Origin of the sequence: Cellulosimicrobium sp. NPDC057862 (assembly GCF_042797035.1) — a bacterium.
Taxonomy (GTDB): domain Bacteria; phylum Actinomycetota; class Actinomycetes; order Actinomycetales; family Cellulomonadaceae; genus Cellulosimicrobium.
The window spans coordinates 245,432-262,482 of record NZ_JBHVMH010000001.1; the positions used below are offsets into that span (position 1 = coordinate 245,432).

General features: G+C 74.6%; 12 protein-coding genes. 5 read left to right on the plus strand and 7 right to left on the minus strand.

Going from position 1 to position 17,051, the window contains the following annotated elements; translation table 11 throughout:
- Positions 1-74: 74 nt before the first annotated feature.
- The 3 genes from ACFVN3_RS00990 to ACFVN3_RS01000 all read right to left on the minus strand — a co-directional run bounded on the left by ACFVN3_RS00990 (position 75) and on the right by ACFVN3_RS01000 (position 6,797).
- Positions 75-4,007, minus strand: coding sequence for a ThuA domain-containing protein (locus ACFVN3_RS00990; protein ID WP_378229644.1), 3,933 nt, complete (start codon positions 4,005-4,007; stop codon positions 75-77).
- A 184-nt stretch (positions 4,008-4,191) separates the two neighbouring features.
- Complete coding sequence (locus ACFVN3_RS00995) at positions 4,192-5,355, minus strand: multicopper oxidase domain-containing protein (RefSeq protein WP_378229646.1); 1,164 nt, start codon at positions 5,353-5,355, stop codon at positions 4,192-4,194.
- 575 nt (positions 5,356-5,930) lie between these two features.
- Positions 5,931-6,797, minus strand: a complete 867-nt coding sequence (locus ACFVN3_RS01000) for an alpha/beta fold hydrolase (RefSeq protein WP_378229648.1) — start codon at positions 6,795-6,797, stop codon at positions 5,931-5,933.
- Between the two features lie 164 nt (positions 6,798-6,961).
- On the opposite strand from ACFVN3_RS01000, the gene ACFVN3_RS01005 reads away from it, so the two are divergent.
- Both ACFVN3_RS01005 and ACFVN3_RS01010 read left to right on the plus strand, forming a co-directional pair.
- The gene (locus ACFVN3_RS01005; protein WP_378229650.1) at positions 6,962-8,182 is read left to right on the plus strand and encodes a hypothetical protein; all 1,221 of its coding nucleotides are present in this window, start codon (positions 6,962-6,964) and stop codon (positions 8,180-8,182) included.
- A gap of 191 nt (positions 8,183-8,373) precedes the next feature.
- Positions 8,374-9,066 (plus strand): histidine phosphatase family protein, encoded by a 693-nt coding sequence (locus tag ACFVN3_RS01010; protein ID WP_378229653.1) that lies wholly within the window; start codon positions 8,374-8,376, stop codon positions 9,064-9,066.
- Positions 9,067-9,181: 115 nt separating this feature from the next.
- Here the strand turns inward: ACFVN3_RS01010 and ACFVN3_RS01015 are convergent, their stop codons facing one another.
- Positions 9,182-9,640, minus strand: coding sequence for a DUF6194 family protein (locus ACFVN3_RS01015; protein WP_378229655.1), 459 nt, complete (start codon positions 9,638-9,640; stop codon positions 9,182-9,184).
- Between the two features lie 39 nt (positions 9,641-9,679).
- On the opposite strand from ACFVN3_RS01015, the gene ACFVN3_RS01020 reads away from it, so the two are divergent.
- Complete coding sequence (locus ACFVN3_RS01020; RefSeq protein WP_378229657.1) at positions 9,680-10,489, plus strand: MerR family transcriptional regulator; 810 nt, start codon at positions 9,680-9,682, stop codon at positions 10,487-10,489.
- A gap of 192 nt (positions 10,490-10,681) precedes the next feature.
- Positions 10,682-12,571 (plus strand): glycerophosphodiester phosphodiesterase family protein, encoded by a 1,890-nt coding sequence (locus tag ACFVN3_RS01025; protein ID WP_378229659.1) that lies wholly within the window; start codon positions 10,682-10,684, stop codon positions 12,569-12,571.
- Positions 12,572-12,640: 69 nt separating this feature from the next.
- Here the strand turns inward: ACFVN3_RS01025 and ACFVN3_RS01030 are convergent, their stop codons facing one another.
- From ACFVN3_RS01030 to ACFVN3_RS01040, 3 genes are all read right to left on the minus strand, one after another.
- Complete coding sequence (locus tag ACFVN3_RS01030; RefSeq protein WP_378229661.1) at positions 12,641-14,014, minus strand: hypothetical protein; 1,374 nt, start codon at positions 14,012-14,014, stop codon at positions 12,641-12,643.
- Positions 14,015-14,079: 65 nt separating this feature from the next.
- Positions 14,080-14,679, minus strand: a complete 600-nt coding sequence (locus ACFVN3_RS01035; protein ID WP_378229663.1) for a dihydrofolate reductase family protein — start codon at positions 14,677-14,679, stop codon at positions 14,080-14,082.
- Between the two features lie 48 nt (positions 14,680-14,727).
- Positions 14,728-15,561, minus strand: a complete 834-nt coding sequence (locus tag ACFVN3_RS01040) for a VOC family protein (protein WP_378229665.1) — start codon at positions 15,559-15,561, stop codon at positions 14,728-14,730.
- 230 nt (positions 15,562-15,791) lie between these two features.
- Between ACFVN3_RS01040 and ACFVN3_RS01045 the strand changes: the two genes are divergently transcribed.
- Positions 15,792-17,042 (plus strand): endonuclease/exonuclease/phosphatase family protein, encoded by a 1,251-nt coding sequence (locus tag ACFVN3_RS01045; RefSeq protein ID WP_378230311.1) that lies wholly within the window; start codon positions 15,792-15,794, stop codon positions 17,040-17,042.
- Positions 17,043-17,051 lie beyond the last annotated feature (9 nt).

Here is a 17,051-nt window from a genome sequence, read left to right on the forward strand (position 1 = left end):
CGCCGTCGTGCTGCACGACGGCGGCCCCGGGATGGGCGGGGACGGCCGGCTGGGCTCTCCCCGCCCGGGGCGTGCTACAGGTCCGCCACCCGGATGTCACGGAACTCGATGAGGTCCGAGTTGCCGTGGTTCTGCAGCCCGATGAACCCGCTGTCGAACTGGCGCAGGTCCGTGGGCGGGTCGCCGGCCCGGGACGACTGCTGTCCCGGCGAGTTCTCGAACTCGTTGATGACGACGCCGTTGCGGATCATCGTGTAGTGCTGCCCGACGACCCGGATCTCGTACTCGTTCCACTCGCCCTTGGGCTTCTCGCCACCGGTGTTCAGGCCGAGCGGGTCGAAGTTGTAGACCGAGCCGGTCTTCTGGGGCTCGCCCGTCGGGCCGTCGTAGATCTGGATCTCGTGACCGCAGGAGATCGCGACCCACGCGGGTGACTGGTTGTTCGCGCACTGCGCGTCACCCGGGTCGTTCGGGTTCGGGAACCGGGTGAACACGCCGCTGTTCGCGTAGTGGTCGCCCGCCGAGACGTCGCGGTACAGGAGCTTCACGGAGAAGTCCCCGAGCTCCTCGCCCGCGTACCAGAGCATCCCCAGGCCGCCGCTCGACTTGAGCGAGCCGCCCGGCTCGAGCGTGAACTTGCCGCCCGGTGCCTGGAACCAGTCGTACAGCGACGCCTCGGTGCCGTCGAAGATCGTGCGGTACCCACCGGGGTACGCGCCGATCTGGGACCGGGCCGCCGCGTCGACGAGGCGAGCACGCTCGCGGTCGCTGATGCGGCTGTCGTCGTACAGGCTCTTCGCCACCGACTCGACGTGCGACAGGAACCGGGCGTGGGTGCGCCACTCCTTCTCGTCCTGGAACAGGTCGGCGATGTTGCAGGCGCCCAGGTCGCGGTTCTCGACCGTGGAGTCCACGTCGCCGAAGAACACGGTCTCGCGCTCGTCCGGCAGGGTGCACGACGGCGAACCGTCGGTCGTGACCGTGGCCTTCGAGCCGTCGGCGTACGTGACGGTGAGCTTGGCCTCGTAGGTCCCGACGCGCGGGTACTTGTGCTTCGGGTTGGCCTGACGCGAGGTCGAGCCGTCGCCGAACTCCCAGAGGTAGGAGACGCCACCGGAACGCGCACCGGTGAACTGCACCGTCAGCGGGTCGCCCTGGATGCTCGTCGCGGACGCCGCCGGAGCCGGGGTCGGAGCCCCGCCCTGGTACGTGATCCGCATGAGCTTCTGGTTCGGGTCGAGGCTGAAGAAGCCGCCCGCGTAGTCGACCATGTACAGCGCGCCGTCCGGACCGAACTTCGCGTCCATCCAGCTCTGGAGCAGCCCGTCACCGCGGCCGCCCGGGATGATCTGGCGGAGGTCCTCCATGAACACGGGCGCGTCCAGGTTCTCCGGGTCGACCGTCACCGCGACGCGGTTGTTCGAGTTCGACTGGTCGCCGATGAACCACTTGCCCTCCCAGTACGACGGCCATGCGACGTCGGACTCGGGGTCGACCTGCGACTGGCGGAAGGTCGGGCCGGACATGACGGCCTGGCCGCCACCCCGCAGCCACGGGATCGTGTAGGTCGCCTCGCTGTCCACGTACGACGGGATGCCGTTCCCGCGGTCCGGGAACACCGGCCCGCCGCCCGAGGGCGAGTACCAGATCATGTTGTCCCGCACGGGCGGGATGTCGACGAGGCCCGTGTTGCGCGGCGACGTGTTCTTGAGGTTGTCGCAGTCGTACCAGCCGGTGAGGACGCTCGCGTCCTCGTTGCTCCGGTCACGGTACGGCTGCTTGTTGCCCATGCAGTACGGCCAGCCCTGGTTGCCCGCGGACGTGATGATCGTCGCGGTCTCGTACTTGGCCGGGCCGAGCTCGGGGTTCGGGCTGCCGGCGTCCGGGCCCACCCAGGCCGCGGTCAGCCAGTCCGTGTCGGGGTCGATCTGCAGGCGCGAGATGTTGCGCACGCCCATGACGTAGATCTCGGGACGCGTCTTGTCCGCGGGGTACTCGCCCACCGGGAACAGGTTGTCGTCCGGGATCGTGTAGGTGCCGTCGTCCTCGGGGTGGATCCGCAGGATCTTGCCGTTGAGGTCGTTCGTGTTGCCCGAGGTGCGGCGCGCGTCCTGGAAGCTGATGCCCGCGTACTCCTGCGTCCAGTTGTTGCCGGAGTACCCGCTCGAGCCGCCGGACGAGTTGTTGTCGCCCGAGCCGACGTAGAGGTTGCCCTCGCTGTCGAACGCCATGCCGCCGCCCGCGTGGCAGCAGCTGTGGATCTGCGTCTCCCACTCGAGCAGGTCGACCCGCGTGCTCTGGTCGATCGTCGGGGTCGCCGGGTCGTAGGTGAACCGCGAGACGGTCCGGTAGCCGACGCGACGCTCACGGTCGATGTTCTCGTGCGGCATCCAGTACACGTACAGCCAGTGGTTCGTCGCGAAGTCGGGGTCGGGCACGATGCCGAGCAGCCCCTCCTCGTTCTTCACGAGCTCGTCGCCGCTGCCGCGGTTGCCCATGACGTCGAGCGTCGTGAGCAGCTTCGCCTGACCCGTCTCCGGGTCCCACTGGTGGATCGTGCCGCAGCCGAGGCCCACGTTCGGGTCGCTCCACGGGACGATCGGGCCGGTCGCGCACGCGCCACGGCCGATGTAGAAGACCGTGCCGTCGGGCGCGATCGTCAGGCCGTGCTGCTCGCCGTTCTGGTCGAGCGTGCCGGCCGTGTTCACCTTGGACAGACGCTCGGCCTTGTAGTTCGACGCGATGGTCGCCTGGCAGTCGCCGCGCACCACGCCCGTCGTCCACTGGAGCGCACCGAGCAGGTGCTCGCGGAGCGTCTCGTCCTGCCAGCTCTCGGGCGTGCCGCCCATGCCGGTGAAGAACGAGCGGCCGCCGTCGTAGTCGCGGCACCAGGAGAGGGGCTGGAACGGGTTGGTCGTCGGGCCGGCGTCGGGGCCGGGCTCGAGCGTCGCGACCGTGTGCACGTCACCGGTCGGGTCGTCGGCCCAGTCGAGCCACCGGTCCTCGCGGTCCCACGTGAGCGGGAGGTCCGCCGTCGCGGGGTGCTGGCGGTCGACCAGGTCGACCGTGCGCTCCTCGACCGGGATCTCCGGGTCGGGCTGCTCGACGGAGTCGGGGCCGAAGATCGAGAGCTCCGCGAGCTGGATCTCGGCGTCGCCCGAGTTGGCGGTGACGTCCAGGCGGTACCAGCCGTACTCGGTCTCGTTCGCGACGTCGAACGTGCGCGGCTGGAAGCGCTGCGGGAAGTCCTCGTCGGTGCGCGTGTCGAGGTCGACCCACGTCTGGCCGTCGGTCGAGCCCTGGAACTTCCAGTTCTTCGGGTCGCGGCCCGCGGAGTCGTTCGCCGACGTGATGCCGTACTTCACGACCGCGACGGGCTGCTCCATGCGCAGCGTGAGCTGGCCCGTGCGGGCGAAGGTCAGCCACTTGGTGTTGGGGTCGCCGTCGACGGCCTTGGCCGGGGTCTCGGCGGCCGGGCTGCGGCCGGTGCCGGTCGCCTCGGCGACCTTCTCCGCCGTCATCGTCGCGCCCTTGATCCGGGCGCCGACGAGGCCCTCGAACCACTTCGACGCCTCCTGGGCGCGCGCGGCGTCGCGCACGCCGAGGAAGCCGCCGCCGGTGTTGATGTACGCCTGGAGCGCGGCCTCCTGCTCGCCGCTCAGCTCGATGCCCTCCGAGGAGAGCATGACGACGCCGCGGTACTCGCCGAGCGTCGCCGCGCTGATCATCGCGGGGTCGGACGTCGCCTCGACGTCGAACCCGTTGGCGGCACCCAGCTCGGTCAGCGCCGCGGTCGCGGCGACGACCGGGTCGGTCTGCTCGTCGGGCGCGCCGTGGAACACGAGCACGCGCACGGCCGTCGTGGCCGCGGCGGTGGCGGCCGGAGCCGCGGCGAGCGCCCCGCTCGAGGCGACCGCGCTGCTCGGCGCCGTGGCGGCGGGCTGGGCCGACGCCGGGATCACGGCGGCGCTCGCGACGAGCGCGACGCTCGTGAGGCCCACGGTCATGGCCAGTAGTGCTCCTGGTCGGGAGCGTCCCCTCGTGGGGGATGTCGATCGTCTGGACAGCACTCTCCAACTCCTTCGTCATCGGTGCGGCGCTCCCGGGCGGGCCGGGAGCGGGTCGTGCTGGTGAGGGTGGTGCTGGTGCGGGGCGAGCCCGCGGCCCGTCGGTCCTGGATCAGCCGACAGCTCAGTGGCCGGCGTGCCCCGTGAGGTCGACGACGGCCGGCCCGGTCCCTCCGGCCGCGGCGCCACCGGTGGTGGCCGCCGCGCCGTCGGTCGTGGCGCTCCCGCCGGACGGCGCCGACATGGTGTGGCTGCCGTGACCCTGGAACCGGTCGATGGAGTCCTGCGCACCCGGCGGCATGGAGCCGTCGGCGTTGCGCACGAGGAAGATGCCGGCCATCCCGCCGTCGGAGTGGAACTGGACGTGGCAGTGGTACATCCACGCCCCCGGCCCGACGCCCAGACCGGCGACGACCTGGAACCCGAACGCGTCGCCCGGGTTGAGGTCTCGGTTGTCCACGACCTGGCTCGGGTCGTACTGGTCCGCGAGCAGGCCGGTCCGGTTGTTCGCCCAGCGGTGCGCGTGCAGGTGGAAGGTGTGGAGCTGGTTCCCGTGCCCGATGCAGATGAACTCGACGCGCTCGCCGAGCTTCGCCTCGAACATCGGGGTGGCGGGGGCGACCTTGTTGTTGATCGTCATGTCGTTGAAGACCATCGTGAACTGCTTCTGCGGCAGCACGTCCCCGACCCGGCGCACGACGAGCGCGCCGTAGAGCCCGGCGGCGAGGCCCTGCGTGCCGTGGTCGCCCCACGCGTGGTCGTGGTAGTGCCAGTAGCCCGCGCTGCCCGGCATCCAGATGCCGCGGTCGCGCGCCATCTTCACGGTCGACCAGGTGTAGGTGCGCGTCTCGCCCGGCTCGTTGAACGAGTTGTTGAACGTGCTGCCGTCGCTGTTGACGTCGTAGTTCACGCCGTGCGGGTGGATCGACAGGCGCTTGTCCGTCGTGTTGACGAGCGTGATCTCGAGGGTCTCGCCCTCCCACATCTCGAGGATCGGGCCGGGGACCGTGGCCTTGCCGCGCTCGAGGCCGTAGCCGACGAGCGTGTCCGAGATCCGCTCGGCGTACATCGTGATCTTGCGGACGTCGCCCGCTGCGGTGGCGACCGCGCCGGTGGCCGCACCGGTCGTCGTCGCGGCGGCGGCCGGGGGCGCCGCCGCGACGCTGCCGCCGGCGCCCAGCAGCAGAGCGGCCGCAGGGCTCGCGGCGACGACGCCTGCCCCCGCGAGAAGCGCCCGTCGCGAGAGCGGCCTCGCGGGCGTCTCGGTCTCGGTCGTGGGGTCGGGCATGGGGGACTCCTTCCGGGCGTACGGGGTCGTCCGGGCAGCTCGCGGGCGCGCCGGACCGGCGTGCCGGCGCTCGCCGTCACGCTGACCGGCGCCACGTGGGCGCGCGGAGGTTCCCCGGGTGGTGCTGTGGGGGTGCACTGTGGGCAGGACTGGGTCGTGCGGGGGTGTCCCGCGTCGCAGAGGGTCGAGACGGGTGCTCGGTCGTGCGGGGCTCGACTCGCGACCGGTGGGAGACCGACCGTGGGGCGAGGTCCGGGACCGCCATGGTCCCGCCGGGGCACGCGTCGGTGCGCGCCGTCGGCTGTCGGTCCGGACGCAGAGCTCCCCTGCGCCGACGTCCGGTCCCCTGGTCGGTTCCAGGGGCAACGAGGTTTATGACACCGCAGTCAGGAGGCGATGTCAACAGGTAGGCGAAAGTTGTGTCGACAACAAGCAAAAGTCCCCGGTCAATCGACACTTCTCCCGCGACCTCGCCCGTGACGCACCACGAGCACGGGGCGGGCGCCCAGGTCTCGGGACCTCGGCGCCCACCCCGTGCTCAGGTGTCGTCCGGCGCGTGCGCGACGCGCGGCGGGTCAGGCGTCGAGCACCGCGCGCAGCGCCGTCGCGAAGGCCGCCGGGTCGTTGTCCGGCGACCACTCGTTGACCATGAAGCCCCCGTGGTCGCCGGGGAAGGTCACCGCCTCGACGCCCAGCAGCTCCGCGAGCGCCGCGCCCCCGCGCCAGGCCAGCGTGCCCTCGCCCTGCGCGCTCACCGCGGGCACGACCCGCGTCCCCGACGCCCGCAGCACCGCGCCGTCCGGGGCCCAGGCGGGCATGGTCGCGAGGTTCTTGCCGAGCAGGAGGTCGTCGCGCGACCCGTCGTCCGCGGTGGGGAAGCCGAACATCGCCGGGTCCGGGGCCGGGCGGTCGAGGTAGTCCGCGGGCAGCGGGCCCACGTGGCTCACGAGCGCGACGAACTTCGCCATGGCCGGGCCGAACCCCTCGCGGCGGTACGTGTCGACGATGTCCGCCTGCACCGTCGTCGCGAGCCCGGCGTCCTCGAGCAGCGGCGTGATCGGCGGCTCGTGCGACACGAAGGTCCGCACGTCGCCCGGGTGGCGCTCGATCCACGACAACCCGACCACGCCGCCCCCGCTCGACCCGAACACGTCCACCGGGCCCAGACCGAGCGCCGTCACGACCGCGTGCAGGTCGTCGGCGTGCGCCTCGACCGAGACCTGGCCGTCCGGCGCGAGCGTGCTGCGCTCGGTGCCGCGCGGGTCGTACGTGACGACCACGCGGTCGTCGAGCAGCCCGGCGAGCTGCTCGAACCCGGACGCCGCCATGGGCGAGCCCATGACGACGACGGGCAGCCGGTCGCCCGCCACCTCCGGCGTCCAGACGTCGTAGGCGATGACCGCGCCGGGCACGTCCAGGGTGTAGGTCTTGCGCTCGCTCATGGCATCCTCCGTGTCGTCGTGCCCGCGGCCGTCCACCGGGGCTCCCGAGCGTTCTGACGACGACGGCGAGGAGAACTCATCGGCGCCGAGCTCGGGTCCGTCGCCGCCGCCGAGTCGTCAGCCGGTCGGTGCGGCCGGGTGTGCCGTGCCACTACCCTCGCAGGATGCCGTCATCGAGGACCGTCCCCGCCGTCGTCGTCGCCGGAACGCTCACCGCGGTCCTCTGGATGGTCACGGGCCGCGTCGGGGACTGGCTCTCGGGGGCGTCGTCGACCGTGCCCGGCGCCCTCGTCCGCGCGCTCCTCCCCCACCCGACCGCGGGGGATGGGCCCGTCTCCGGCAGCACGCTGCTCACGGCGGCGCTCGCGGGGGCGGTCGTCGCCGCGGGCACGCAGCTCGTGCTGCGGAGCCTGCCGTCGGGCACCGGGCGCTGGGCGACGTTCCTCGGCGTCTGGTTCACCGTCGTCGCCGCGTCGGCCCTCGCCGCGACGGCCGCGTGGTTCGCGGGGGTCACGCTGCCGTGGCGTGCCGACACGATCACGGAGCTCGTGGCGACCGCGCTCGGCGGCTGGTGGGGGCTCGTGAACGGCCTGCTCGTCGGGCTCGCCGTCGTGGTGACGCGCGCACTGACCGACCGTCGCGACGACCCGGCGGGCACGCGGCACACCCGCGCACCCGTGACGGTGCGCGCCTGGCCGGCGGCCCTCGCGGCGGGCGCGGCGACGGGCGTGCTCTGGGCGGCGGCGGGCGTCGGGAGGACCCTGCTCCGCGGTGCGGTCGACCCGCAGTCGCCGTGGGGCGTCGCCCGGGACGTGGTGCTGCTGCCCTCCGCACGGCTCGCCGTCGACCGGGACGCGCTCCTGGCCGACCCGGTGCACCTCGCGCTGCCGCTCGGGGTGGGGCTGGCCGTGGGGCTGCTCACCGCGCTCGCCGCGCGCCGGCTGCCCCCGGCCGAGGGCCGCTGGACGCTCCTGCTCGCCACCTGGTTCGCGTGCGTCGCGGGCGCGGCCGTCGCCGCGGCGGTGCCCGTCGTCGTCTCGACCGTCACCGCCGGCGGCGTCGTGCCCGACGTCGGGCGCGCGCTCCCCGTGCTCCAGGCCGGTCTGGCGTGGGGCCTGGTGTGCGGGGTCCTCGTCGCGCCGCTCGCGGTCGTCGTGCACCGCGCGGCCGGGGCCGTTCCGGACACCGCCGGGGACGCCGAGGAGCCGTGGCCCGCGCCCGGCGCGGCGACGACCGTCGACCAGGACGAGCCGGGCACCTCGACGGAGGCGGACGGGTCGACGACGGAGACCGCGGACGGGGCCGAGCGCTCGGACGGCCCGGACGGCTCCGACCGCGAGCGACCAGCGAGCGCCGAGCGCGACGAGGTCTCCGCGGCCGTATGACGGTCCCGGGCAGCAGGCGGCTGGTCCTCCGGCCCGCCGGTCCTCAGGGTCGCTGTGCCGCTGCCGACTGGCCCACGGTGTTCCGGCGCTTGCCACGCGTTCGTCATCGGTGCGTCATCGCCACGACACCGGGACGACCTAGCGTCGGCCGTGACCAGCAGACCGGGACGACCGGAGAGGGCACAGCGACGATGACCCTGACGATCACGCTCGTACGACACGGGCAGACCTACCTCAACGCACGACGGCACCTCCAGGGGTCGTGCGACTCCCCCCTGACCCGCACGGGGCGCGCGGGCGTGCGCGTCACCGCGCAGCACCTCGCGCGGCACGACTTCGCGGCCGCGTACTCCTCCCCGCAGGGCCGCGCGGTCCTCACGGCGATGGAGATCCTGCGCCACCACCCCGACCTCCCGCTGACCGTCGACCACGACCTGCGCGAGCTGTCGTTCGGCTCGTACGAGCGGCGGCCCGAGTCACACCTCGACGCGGTCGAGCCGTGGGCCGAGCTCGTGCCGCGCATGCTCGCCGGCACGCACCCCGGTGTGGGTGGCGGGGAGCCCGGCAAGGACTTCATGGGCCGGGTGCGTGACGTCTTCGCCCGCGTCGTCGCCGCGCACGACGACGCCTCCCGCCCCGGCGCGGCGCTCGACCGCCACGTGCTCGTCGTCGGGCACGGGCTCACGCTCGGCGCCTGGCTCGCGACGCTCGACCCGTCGGGACTCGCGGCCCTGCCCAACGCCTCGGTGTCCACCGTCGAGGTGACCGACGGCGTCCCGCGCGTCCTCGCGGTCGGCGTCGACGTCGCCGGGCACGGCCACGTCGCCGCGCGCCCCGCACCCGCACCCGCACCCGCACCCGCGAGCGCCGCCGTCCCGGTCTGAGACCGTCCCCACCCGCCGAGCACGGGGTTGCTGTCGTCAACGACCGGAGAGCGACAGCAGGCCCGTGGTCGGCGCGGGGCAACCCCGTGGTCGACCGGCGCCCGGAGGGTCGTCGCTACCGCGCGGTGCGGCGGGCGGCGCGGGCGCGGGCGTCGTCGTGGGCGGCGCGCAGCAGGTCGAGGACGAGCCCGGCCGTGCGCTCGCCCGGGTTCACGACGCACACCCAGCCGAGCGCGCCGTAGACCGGGTGCGGCACGACGACGTCGGTCTCCCCCACCTCCGACGCCGCCCCGTCGCGGGGATCGGCACCGACGAGGTCGCGGAACCGGTCGCGCCCCACGTGCACGTTGACCCTCCAGCGGCCCTCCTCGCCGAGGCGGGAGGCCGCGTCGTCGGGGTAGTCCTTGGTGACGACCGTGCCGTACGGCTGCCCGTGCGGGATCTCGCCGTCGGGGGCGTAGTAGAAGAAGTGGTCGCCCCACGCCAGCTCGGGGAACTCGCTGCCGGGACCGGGCGAGAGCACGAGGACGCCGTCGAGCGACCGGACCGTTCCGAGGATCTGCTCCATACTCATGGTTCGAGTGTGCTCTTGAAGTGCTTGTGGAGGGTTGGCGTGACGATCTCGGGGCGCGGGGCGGCAGCCGGCGAGGCGTCGCGGCCGCTGCGCACAACCGACGTCGCGCGCGCGGCCGGGTGCTCGGTCCAGCAGGTGCGCGACCTGGAGGCCCTGGGCGTCCTTCCGCCCGCCGGTCGGTCCGCGAACGGGTACCGCGCGTTCGGCGACGAGCACGTCCTGGCCCTGCGTGCGTACCGCGGCCTCGCGGCCGCCGTCGGGCCGGTCGCCGCGCGGTGGGTGCTGCGCGACGCGCGCTCGCTGCCCCTCGACGAGGCGGCGAGCCTCGTCTCCGGGCTGCACGTGACGCTCGCGCGGGAACGCGAGGAGGCGCTCGCCGCGCGGCGCGCGCTCCTCGTGATCCGGTCCGAGGGCGACGGCGCGGCCGGCGCTGCCGGCGGGACGGCCACGGGAGCGGCCGAGCCCGACGGGTCCGTGCTCACGATCACGGAGCTCGCCGCCGCGCTGGGCGTCCGGGCGTCGACGCTGCGGTACTGGGAGCAGGAAGGGCTGCTCGCGCCGGAGCGCGTCGCGTCGCGCACGGGCGCGGTGTCGGCCCGCCGCTACCCGCCCGCGGCCGTCCGCGAGGCCCGGGTCGTCGCGGCCCTGCGGGCGGCCGGGTACCGGGTCCCGGAGGTCCGGCACGCGATCGACGCGCTCCGCGGGGCCACCGGTCCGGCGGACGTCGCCGACCCGCTCGCCGCGCTCGACACGCGGCTCGACGCGATCGCGCGCCGCACCCTCGCGCTGCTGGAGGCGGGGCACGACGTCGCACGGCTGCTGACGCGCGTGCCGGGGTCCTCCGACTGACGCTCGGGTGGCGCTCGAGGGAGAGCCCGGAGTGCACGTCGGGGGAGCTCCGGGCCCGTCGCCTGGAGGGTCAGCGCGGTGTGCGGTCCCCCGTCATCTCGCCGCCCCTCCGGCGTCGTCCGGAGTCCACCAGGCCGTCACGCGGCATTCCTAGCGTCGCCGGGGCAACCATCCCGACGCTCGGAGGACCCCATGACGACCACCCGACGCCGCGCCGTGCGCGGTACCGCTGCCGCGCTGGCGGGAACCCTGCTCGCGAGCACGCTCGTCGTGGCAGCGACCACGACCGCGACCGTCCCGTTCGCCGCCCCGGCCGCCGCCGAGCCCGGCGACGTCCTGCTCGCCGAGTCGTTCGACGGCGACGCCCTCCCCGAGGGCTGGACGCCCGTGCTGGGCGACTGGCAGGTCCGGGACGGACGGCTCGTCGGCGACGCGCCGGACGGGTCGTCGCCGGCGCGCATCGTCTTCGGGCAGTCGGCGGAGAACTACCGCCTCGAGGCGACGCTGCGCTTCGAGAGCGTGGACAACGCCTCGCGCTGGGCCGGGGCGATCCTCGACGTCGCGCCCGACGGCGCGGTCCCGTGGTGGCAGGCGGTCCTGCGCAGCACGACGACCGCGAGCAACGGCGTCGAGATCGCGCAGCGGACGCCCGCGAACGCGTGGAACGTCCCGTACACGGCGTCGGCCCCGGCGGACGCGGCGACGGGCCGCGACGTGCGCCTGTCGGTCGAGGTGCAGGGCGCCGCGGTCACCTACGCGCTCGACGGGAAGACCCTCCTGGAGGGGCGGATCGACCGGTCCCGCGACGGCGCTCTCGGCTTCGTCACGGCCGGGGCGACCGTGAGCGTCGACGACGTCACGGTCACCGAGATCGATCCCGCGTCCTGGGTGGGCGACGACGGGGAGCTCCCCGTCACGGTCGCTCACCGCGGCTACTCGTCGGTCGCGCCGGAGAACACGCTCGCGGCCGTGGCCGCGGGCATGCGCTCGGGCGCCGAGTACGTCGAGATCGACGTGCACACCACGGCGGACGGGCTCCCGGTCGTGCTCCACGACCAGACCGTGGACCGCACGACGGAGGGCTCCGGCGACGTCGCCGTGCTGCCCGGCGCGCAGGTCACCGCGCTCGACGCCGGGTCGTGGTTCTCCCCCGCGTTCGCCGGCCAGCAGCTGCCGACGTTCGCGCAGGTGCTGGACCTGCTGGAGACCGGCTCGTCGACCCTCCTGCTGGAGATCAAGGGCCCGGAGACGTCCGCCGAGGTCGAGCGCGTCGTGGACATGGTCGTCGAGGCCGGTCTCGAGGACCGCGTGGTCCTCCAGTCGTTCGACGTCGCCGCGCTGCGGTCCGCGCGCGAGCACGCGCCGCAGATCCCGCGCGGGCTGCTGCGCGGCTCGCTCGACGCCGACCCCGTCGCCGTGGCGCAGGACCTCGGGGCGGTCATGTACAACCCGTCCGCGACCGCGCTGCTCGCACGACCGAGCGTCGTCGCGGACCTCAACGAGGCCGGTATCGCCGTGATGCCGTACACCGTGAACTCGGCGGCCGACTGGGCCCGGCTCACCGAGATCGGGGTCGACGGCGTCATCACCGACCGTGCGGGTGCGTTCATCGGCTGGAAGCAGGCGCGCGAGCAGGAGGCGCCCGCCCCCGCCGCACCCACGGTGGAGGTCGTGAGCCCGGCCGAGGGCGCCGAGGTCGAGCGCGGCGGCACGCTCGTCGTCGCCGCGAGCGCCACGGACGCGGACGAGGTCGTCGTCTCGCTCGACGGCGAACCGGTCAAGAACGGCACGGCGGTCGCCGCCGCCGACCTCGCGCTCGGCGAGCACACCGTCTCCGCGACGGCCCGGGGCGCGGGCGGCGAGGCGACGGCGGAGCGCACCGTCGCCGTCACGGTCACGCCCGAGGGCCTGCGCACCCGCGTCGCGGTGCTGGACCTCCCGCCCGGCCAGCTCGTGGGCGCGCTCGCCGCGGTCGAGGCCGGACGCTGGGAGTCGGTGCGGCGGACCCTCCAGAAGTTCGTCGACGACACGGCGACGCGCGAGCGCCTGCTCGAGGAGATCGACCACCTCGACGGCCGCTGACTCCGACGCCCTGCGGAGCACCGCGGGAGGGCTCGTCCCCGGTCGTGCTGCGACCGGGGACGGGCCCGCTCACGTGTCGGCGAGGAAGCGGCGCCGGTCGGAGCGGGCCGACCCGAGACCTGCCCAGCCGGCGAGGGCGAGCACGCCGCCCGCGATCCAGACGACGACGTCCCACCCGGGCGGGCCGTCCGACCCGACGACGGCGCCGTCGGTCGCGAGGATCGCCGCCCCGAGCCCGAGCAGCACGACGCCCAGCACGAGCAGGACGACGTCCCGCACGGTCTTCCCCGCGCCGCGCCGGGGCGCGCGCGCCGCGAGCGCCGCGTTCTCGGCCGGGGTGAACGGCGACGTCGGGCCGAGGGGCTGGACCTGCTCGGCGCCGTGCCGGAACCGCGCCGGGTCGTCGACCGCCTCGACGACGGCCGACGGCAGGCCGAGGAGGTAGGCGAGGTCCGCGACCGGGTCGCCGGGCCACGTGGGCGCGGCGAGCAGCGCGCGCAGCCGGTTCGGGTCGCGCGGCTCGCCGAAGGTCTCGACGAGGACGTCGTACGCGCCCTCGGTCCCGGACGTGGACAGGTCCGTCCACGTGTCGTTCCAGCTCCCGAAGACCCACGGCCGCCCGGGCGTCGTGAGCGTCCACGACACCCCGGACCCCGCCCGCTCGAGGCTGATCATCGCCTCACCCGGCCGCAGGCCGCGCTCGATCGTCGAGCGCGCACGGAACTCCCCGGAGAGGGCCGCGGTGAACGCCTCCCGCACCTCGTCGTCGGGCGCACCCGGGACGGGCGCGGACGGGCGGGCGACCGTCCACACGGCGGTGCGCTCGTCCGTCGCGCGCACCCACGCCGCCCCGGCGCGACGCACCGCGGCGCGGACGAACGCGGCGTCGGCGCGCACGAGCTGGACGACGGCGTCGGGCGCCGCCGAGCCGGTCGCCGGCAGGTCGGCGACGGCGGCGAACGTGTCGAGCAGGTCGTCGGGGTGCTCGAGCTCGCGCAGACGGTCCGGCGCGGTCGACGCGTCCCGCAGCCCGACGAGCGCGGCGACGGCCGCGAGCACGTGGCCCGGGTCGCCGTCGAGGCGCATCGCGTGGTCGGTGCTCGTCCCGCTCGGGTTGACGGGCGCCCACGTGGCGACCGCCGGCGGAGCCACGGGGTCGGTGCGGGCTGCGAGGATCGCGCTCACGCCGTCGGGCAGCAGGTCCGACCCGCCGTCGAGCTGCACGACCCAGGGCGCCGGGACCAGCTCGTCGACGCGCGCGAGCGCCTGCGCGACCGACCCGGGCGGGCCGGGTTCACGGCCGGCCTCGACGTCGACCTCCGTGTCGACCTCGGCGAACGTCCAGCCGCGCTCGTCCGTCGGGCCGACGCGCCCGTACTCGAGGTCCGCGGCGCGCAGACGGGCGACAACCTGGTCGTGCGGGGTGCGGGTGACGACGTTCACGGCGTCATGATGCCGGAACGTGGCAGGCCCGGGGGCCGCGCCCCGCCAGGCGAGCGGTCGCGCGGTCAGCGCGCCCGGTCGTAGACCACGGCGAGCTCCCCTGTCGCGCCCGTCTCCTGGTACGCGACCGTCCACGAGGTGGTGGGCAGGCCGTCGTCGAAGAGCCGTGGCCCACCGCCCGCGACGACGGGGACGAGCAGGAGGTACAGGCGGTCGACCAGGTCGGCCGCCAGGAGTGCCTTGATGACGCTCGCGCTGCTGTTGACGAGGATGTCGCCCTCTCCCGTGCCGCGGAGCTCCGCGACGACGTCCGTGGCGGGGGCGTCCACGACACGCGCGCGGTCCCACGGCGCCTCGGCCAGCGTCGTCGAGAGCACGACCTTCTCCGTGCCGACGAGCCAGCGCGCGTACGCGCGGTCCCGGGGGTCCGCGGAGCTGTCGTCTGCGACCGGCGGCCAGTAGCCGAGGAACCCCTCGGCGTTGACCCGGCCGAGCACGGCCGTGGTCGCGTCCGCGCACATGCGGGTCATCTGGTCGCGCGCCGTGTCGGTGGCGACGTAGGGGGCGAACGCCGCGAAGTCCCTCGGGCCGCCGGGGCCGTGGTAGCGCCCGTCGAGCGTGAGGGCGAGGTTCGCGGTGACGAGGCGTCCGGTCGTGCGGGTCATGAGGTGCTCCCTGTCTGGTAGGCCAGGCGCTCCGCTCCACGCGGCCGGTCAGAAGCCCTCGGGCGGGGTGAACTGCGACAGCGTGAGGACCGCACCCTGCGGGTCGCGGAGCGTGACCTCGCGGGTCCACTCGCCGACCTCCGCGGCAAGGACGACGGCACCTGCGCGCTCGGCGGCCTCGGCGGCGGCGTCCCGGTCGGCGACGGAGAACACCACGGCGTGGTGGGCCGGCCCGTCGTCCTCGACCACGCCGGCCACGACGTCACGGAACCCGGGCGGCGCGCCCTCCTGGTTCGCGTCGATCTCCGGGTAGACGGTCCGGGCGAGGTGGTCGCCGTAGCCCGCCACGCGCGCCATGCCCGCGCCGAGCTCCGGGTCCACCTCCCACCCGAGGAGCGGACCGTAGAAGTGCAGCGCCCGTGCGACGTCGGGCGTGTGCAGGACGCTGAAGTTCCACGTGCCGGGCTCGTTGACGCGCTGCGCGCCCACTCGGGCCCCGGGCTCCCAGAGCCGGAACGTCGCGCCCTGGGGGTCGCGGACGGACGCCATGCGCCCGGGCGGCCCGATCGTCGTCGGACCGTCGAGGACCTCGCCGCCGAGGTCGGGGACGCCGCGCGACGAGGCGTCCACGTCGTCGACCGCGACGTACGTGATCCACTCCGGCACGCCGGTCCCCGACGCGACCGCCGCGACGTCCTGCCCGCCGAGCGACGCGACGACGTAGCGCTCCCCCGTGCCGGGCGGCAGCCTGTCCTCGAACTCCCACCCGAACAGGGCGCCGTAGAACGCGAGCGCGGCGTCGACGTCGGGCTGCTCGGTGTCCACCCAGCACGGCACGCCGTGGGGGTAGGTGCGGACGGGCGGGGACTGGGTGGTGTCCATGCCTCAGGGTCCCACCGCCCGCCCACGTCGGCAGGGCCTGCCGACGTTCACCCGCCGGTCACCTCGCCTCCCTTCCGCGCGGGGACGCGCCTGCGTACGGTGGCGGGGAACCTCTCGACGACCACCGTCCCCGACGACGAGGAGCCACCGTGTCCACGAGACCTGTTCACCGGGCCCAGCCCCGCACCGCACGCACCGTCCTGACCTCTGCCCTCGCCGTTCCCGTCGCCCTGGCCGTCGCCCTGACCGCCACCATTACCGGGGGAGTCGCCGGCGCCGCCGCGAGCCCCGCCGTCGCGCACGGCGGCCACGGGAACGGCCACGGGAGCGGCCACGGGAGCGGCCACGACCGCGGGACGCTGCGCGTCGCGACGTACAACGCGAGCCTCAACCGCGCCGCGGCGGGCGAGCTCGAGGCCGACCTCTCGACCCCCGACGACCCGCAGGCCGCGACGATCGCCGAGGTGCTGCAGCGCACGCGGCCCGACGTCGTGCTGCTCAACGAGTTCGACTACGTGCCCGACGGGCGCGCCGCCGACCTGTTCCGCGACAACTACCTCGAGGTCGCCCAGGGCGGCGCGACGCCGATCGACTACCGCTACGCGTACGTCGCGCCGTCGAACACGGGCGTGCCCAGCGGGTTCGACCTCAACAACGACGGCGCGGTCGGCGGGGGCGACGACGCGTTCGGCTTCGGGGTGTTCGAGGGCCAGTACGGCATGGTCGTGCTGTCGCGGTACCCGATCGACACGCGCGGCGTCCGCACCTTCCAGCACTTCCTGTGGAAGGACATGCCCGGCGCGCTGCTCCCCGACGACCCGGCGACCGCCGCGCCCGCGGACTGGTTCACGCCCGAGGAGCTCGAGGTCGTGCGGCTGTCGAGCAAGTCGCACTGGGACGTGCCCGTGCGGGTCGGCCGCGAGACGGTCCACGTGCTCGCGTCCCACCCGACGCCGCCCACGTTCGACGGCCCCGAGGACCGCAACGGGCGGCGCAACCACGACGAGATCCGGTTCTGGGCGGACTACGTGACGCCCGGCAAGGCGTCGCGGTACGTGTACGACGACGCCGGCCGCCGCGGGGGCCTGCACCCGGGCGAGAGCTTCGTGGTCCTGGGCGACCAGAACGCCGACCCGCTCGACGGCGACTCGGTCGACGCCGCGATCGACCAGCTCCTCGACCACCGGCGCGTCCAGGACCCGGCACCCCGCTCGGCCGGCGGCGTCGAGGCCGCCGCGCTCCAGGGCGGCGCGAACGCGACCCACCGGGGCGACCCCGCGCTCGACACCGCCGACTTCGCGGACACCGCGCCGGGCAACCTGCGCGCCGACTACGTGCTGCCGTCGCGCGACCTGCGCGTGCGCGACGCCGGGGTGTTCTGGCCCGTCCAGGCGGACCCGCTCTCGCGCCTGACGGGCGTCTTCCCGTTCCCGAGCAGCGACCACCGGCTCGTGTGGGTGGACCTGGCCGTCCGCCGCTGACCCACCGGT

Coding starts and splice junctions, on each gene's coding strand:
- ACFVN3_RS00990 (WP_378229644.1), bottom strand. CDS start 4,007: ATGACCGTGGGCCTCACGAGCGTCGCGCTCGTCGCGAGCGCCGCCGTG.
- ACFVN3_RS00995 (WP_378229646.1), bottom strand. CDS start 5,355: ATGCCCGACCCCACGACCGAGACCGAGACGCCCGCGAGGCCGCTCTCG.
- ACFVN3_RS01000 (WP_378229648.1), bottom strand. CDS start 6,797: ATGAGCGAGCGCAAGACCTACACCCTGGACGTGCCCGGCGCGGTCATC.
- ACFVN3_RS01005 (WP_378229650.1), top strand. CDS start 6,962: ATGCCGTCATCGAGGACCGTCCCCGCCGTCGTCGTCGCCGGAACGCTC.
- ACFVN3_RS01010 (WP_378229653.1), top strand. CDS start 8,374: ATGACCCTGACGATCACGCTCGTACGACACGGGCAGACCTACCTCAAC.
- ACFVN3_RS01015 (WP_378229655.1), bottom strand. CDS start 9,640: ATGAGTATGGAGCAGATCCTCGGAACGGTCCGGTCGCTCGACGGCGTC.
- ACFVN3_RS01025 (WP_378229659.1), top strand. CDS start 10,682: ATGACGACCACCCGACGCCGCGCCGTGCGCGGTACCGCTGCCGCGCTG.
- ACFVN3_RS01035 (WP_378229663.1), bottom strand. CDS start 14,679: ATGACCCGCACGACCGGACGCCTCGTCACCGCGAACCTCGCCCTCACG.
- ACFVN3_RS01040 (WP_378229665.1), bottom strand. CDS start 15,561: ATGGACACCACCCAGTCCCCGCCCGTCCGCACCTACCCCCACGGCGTG.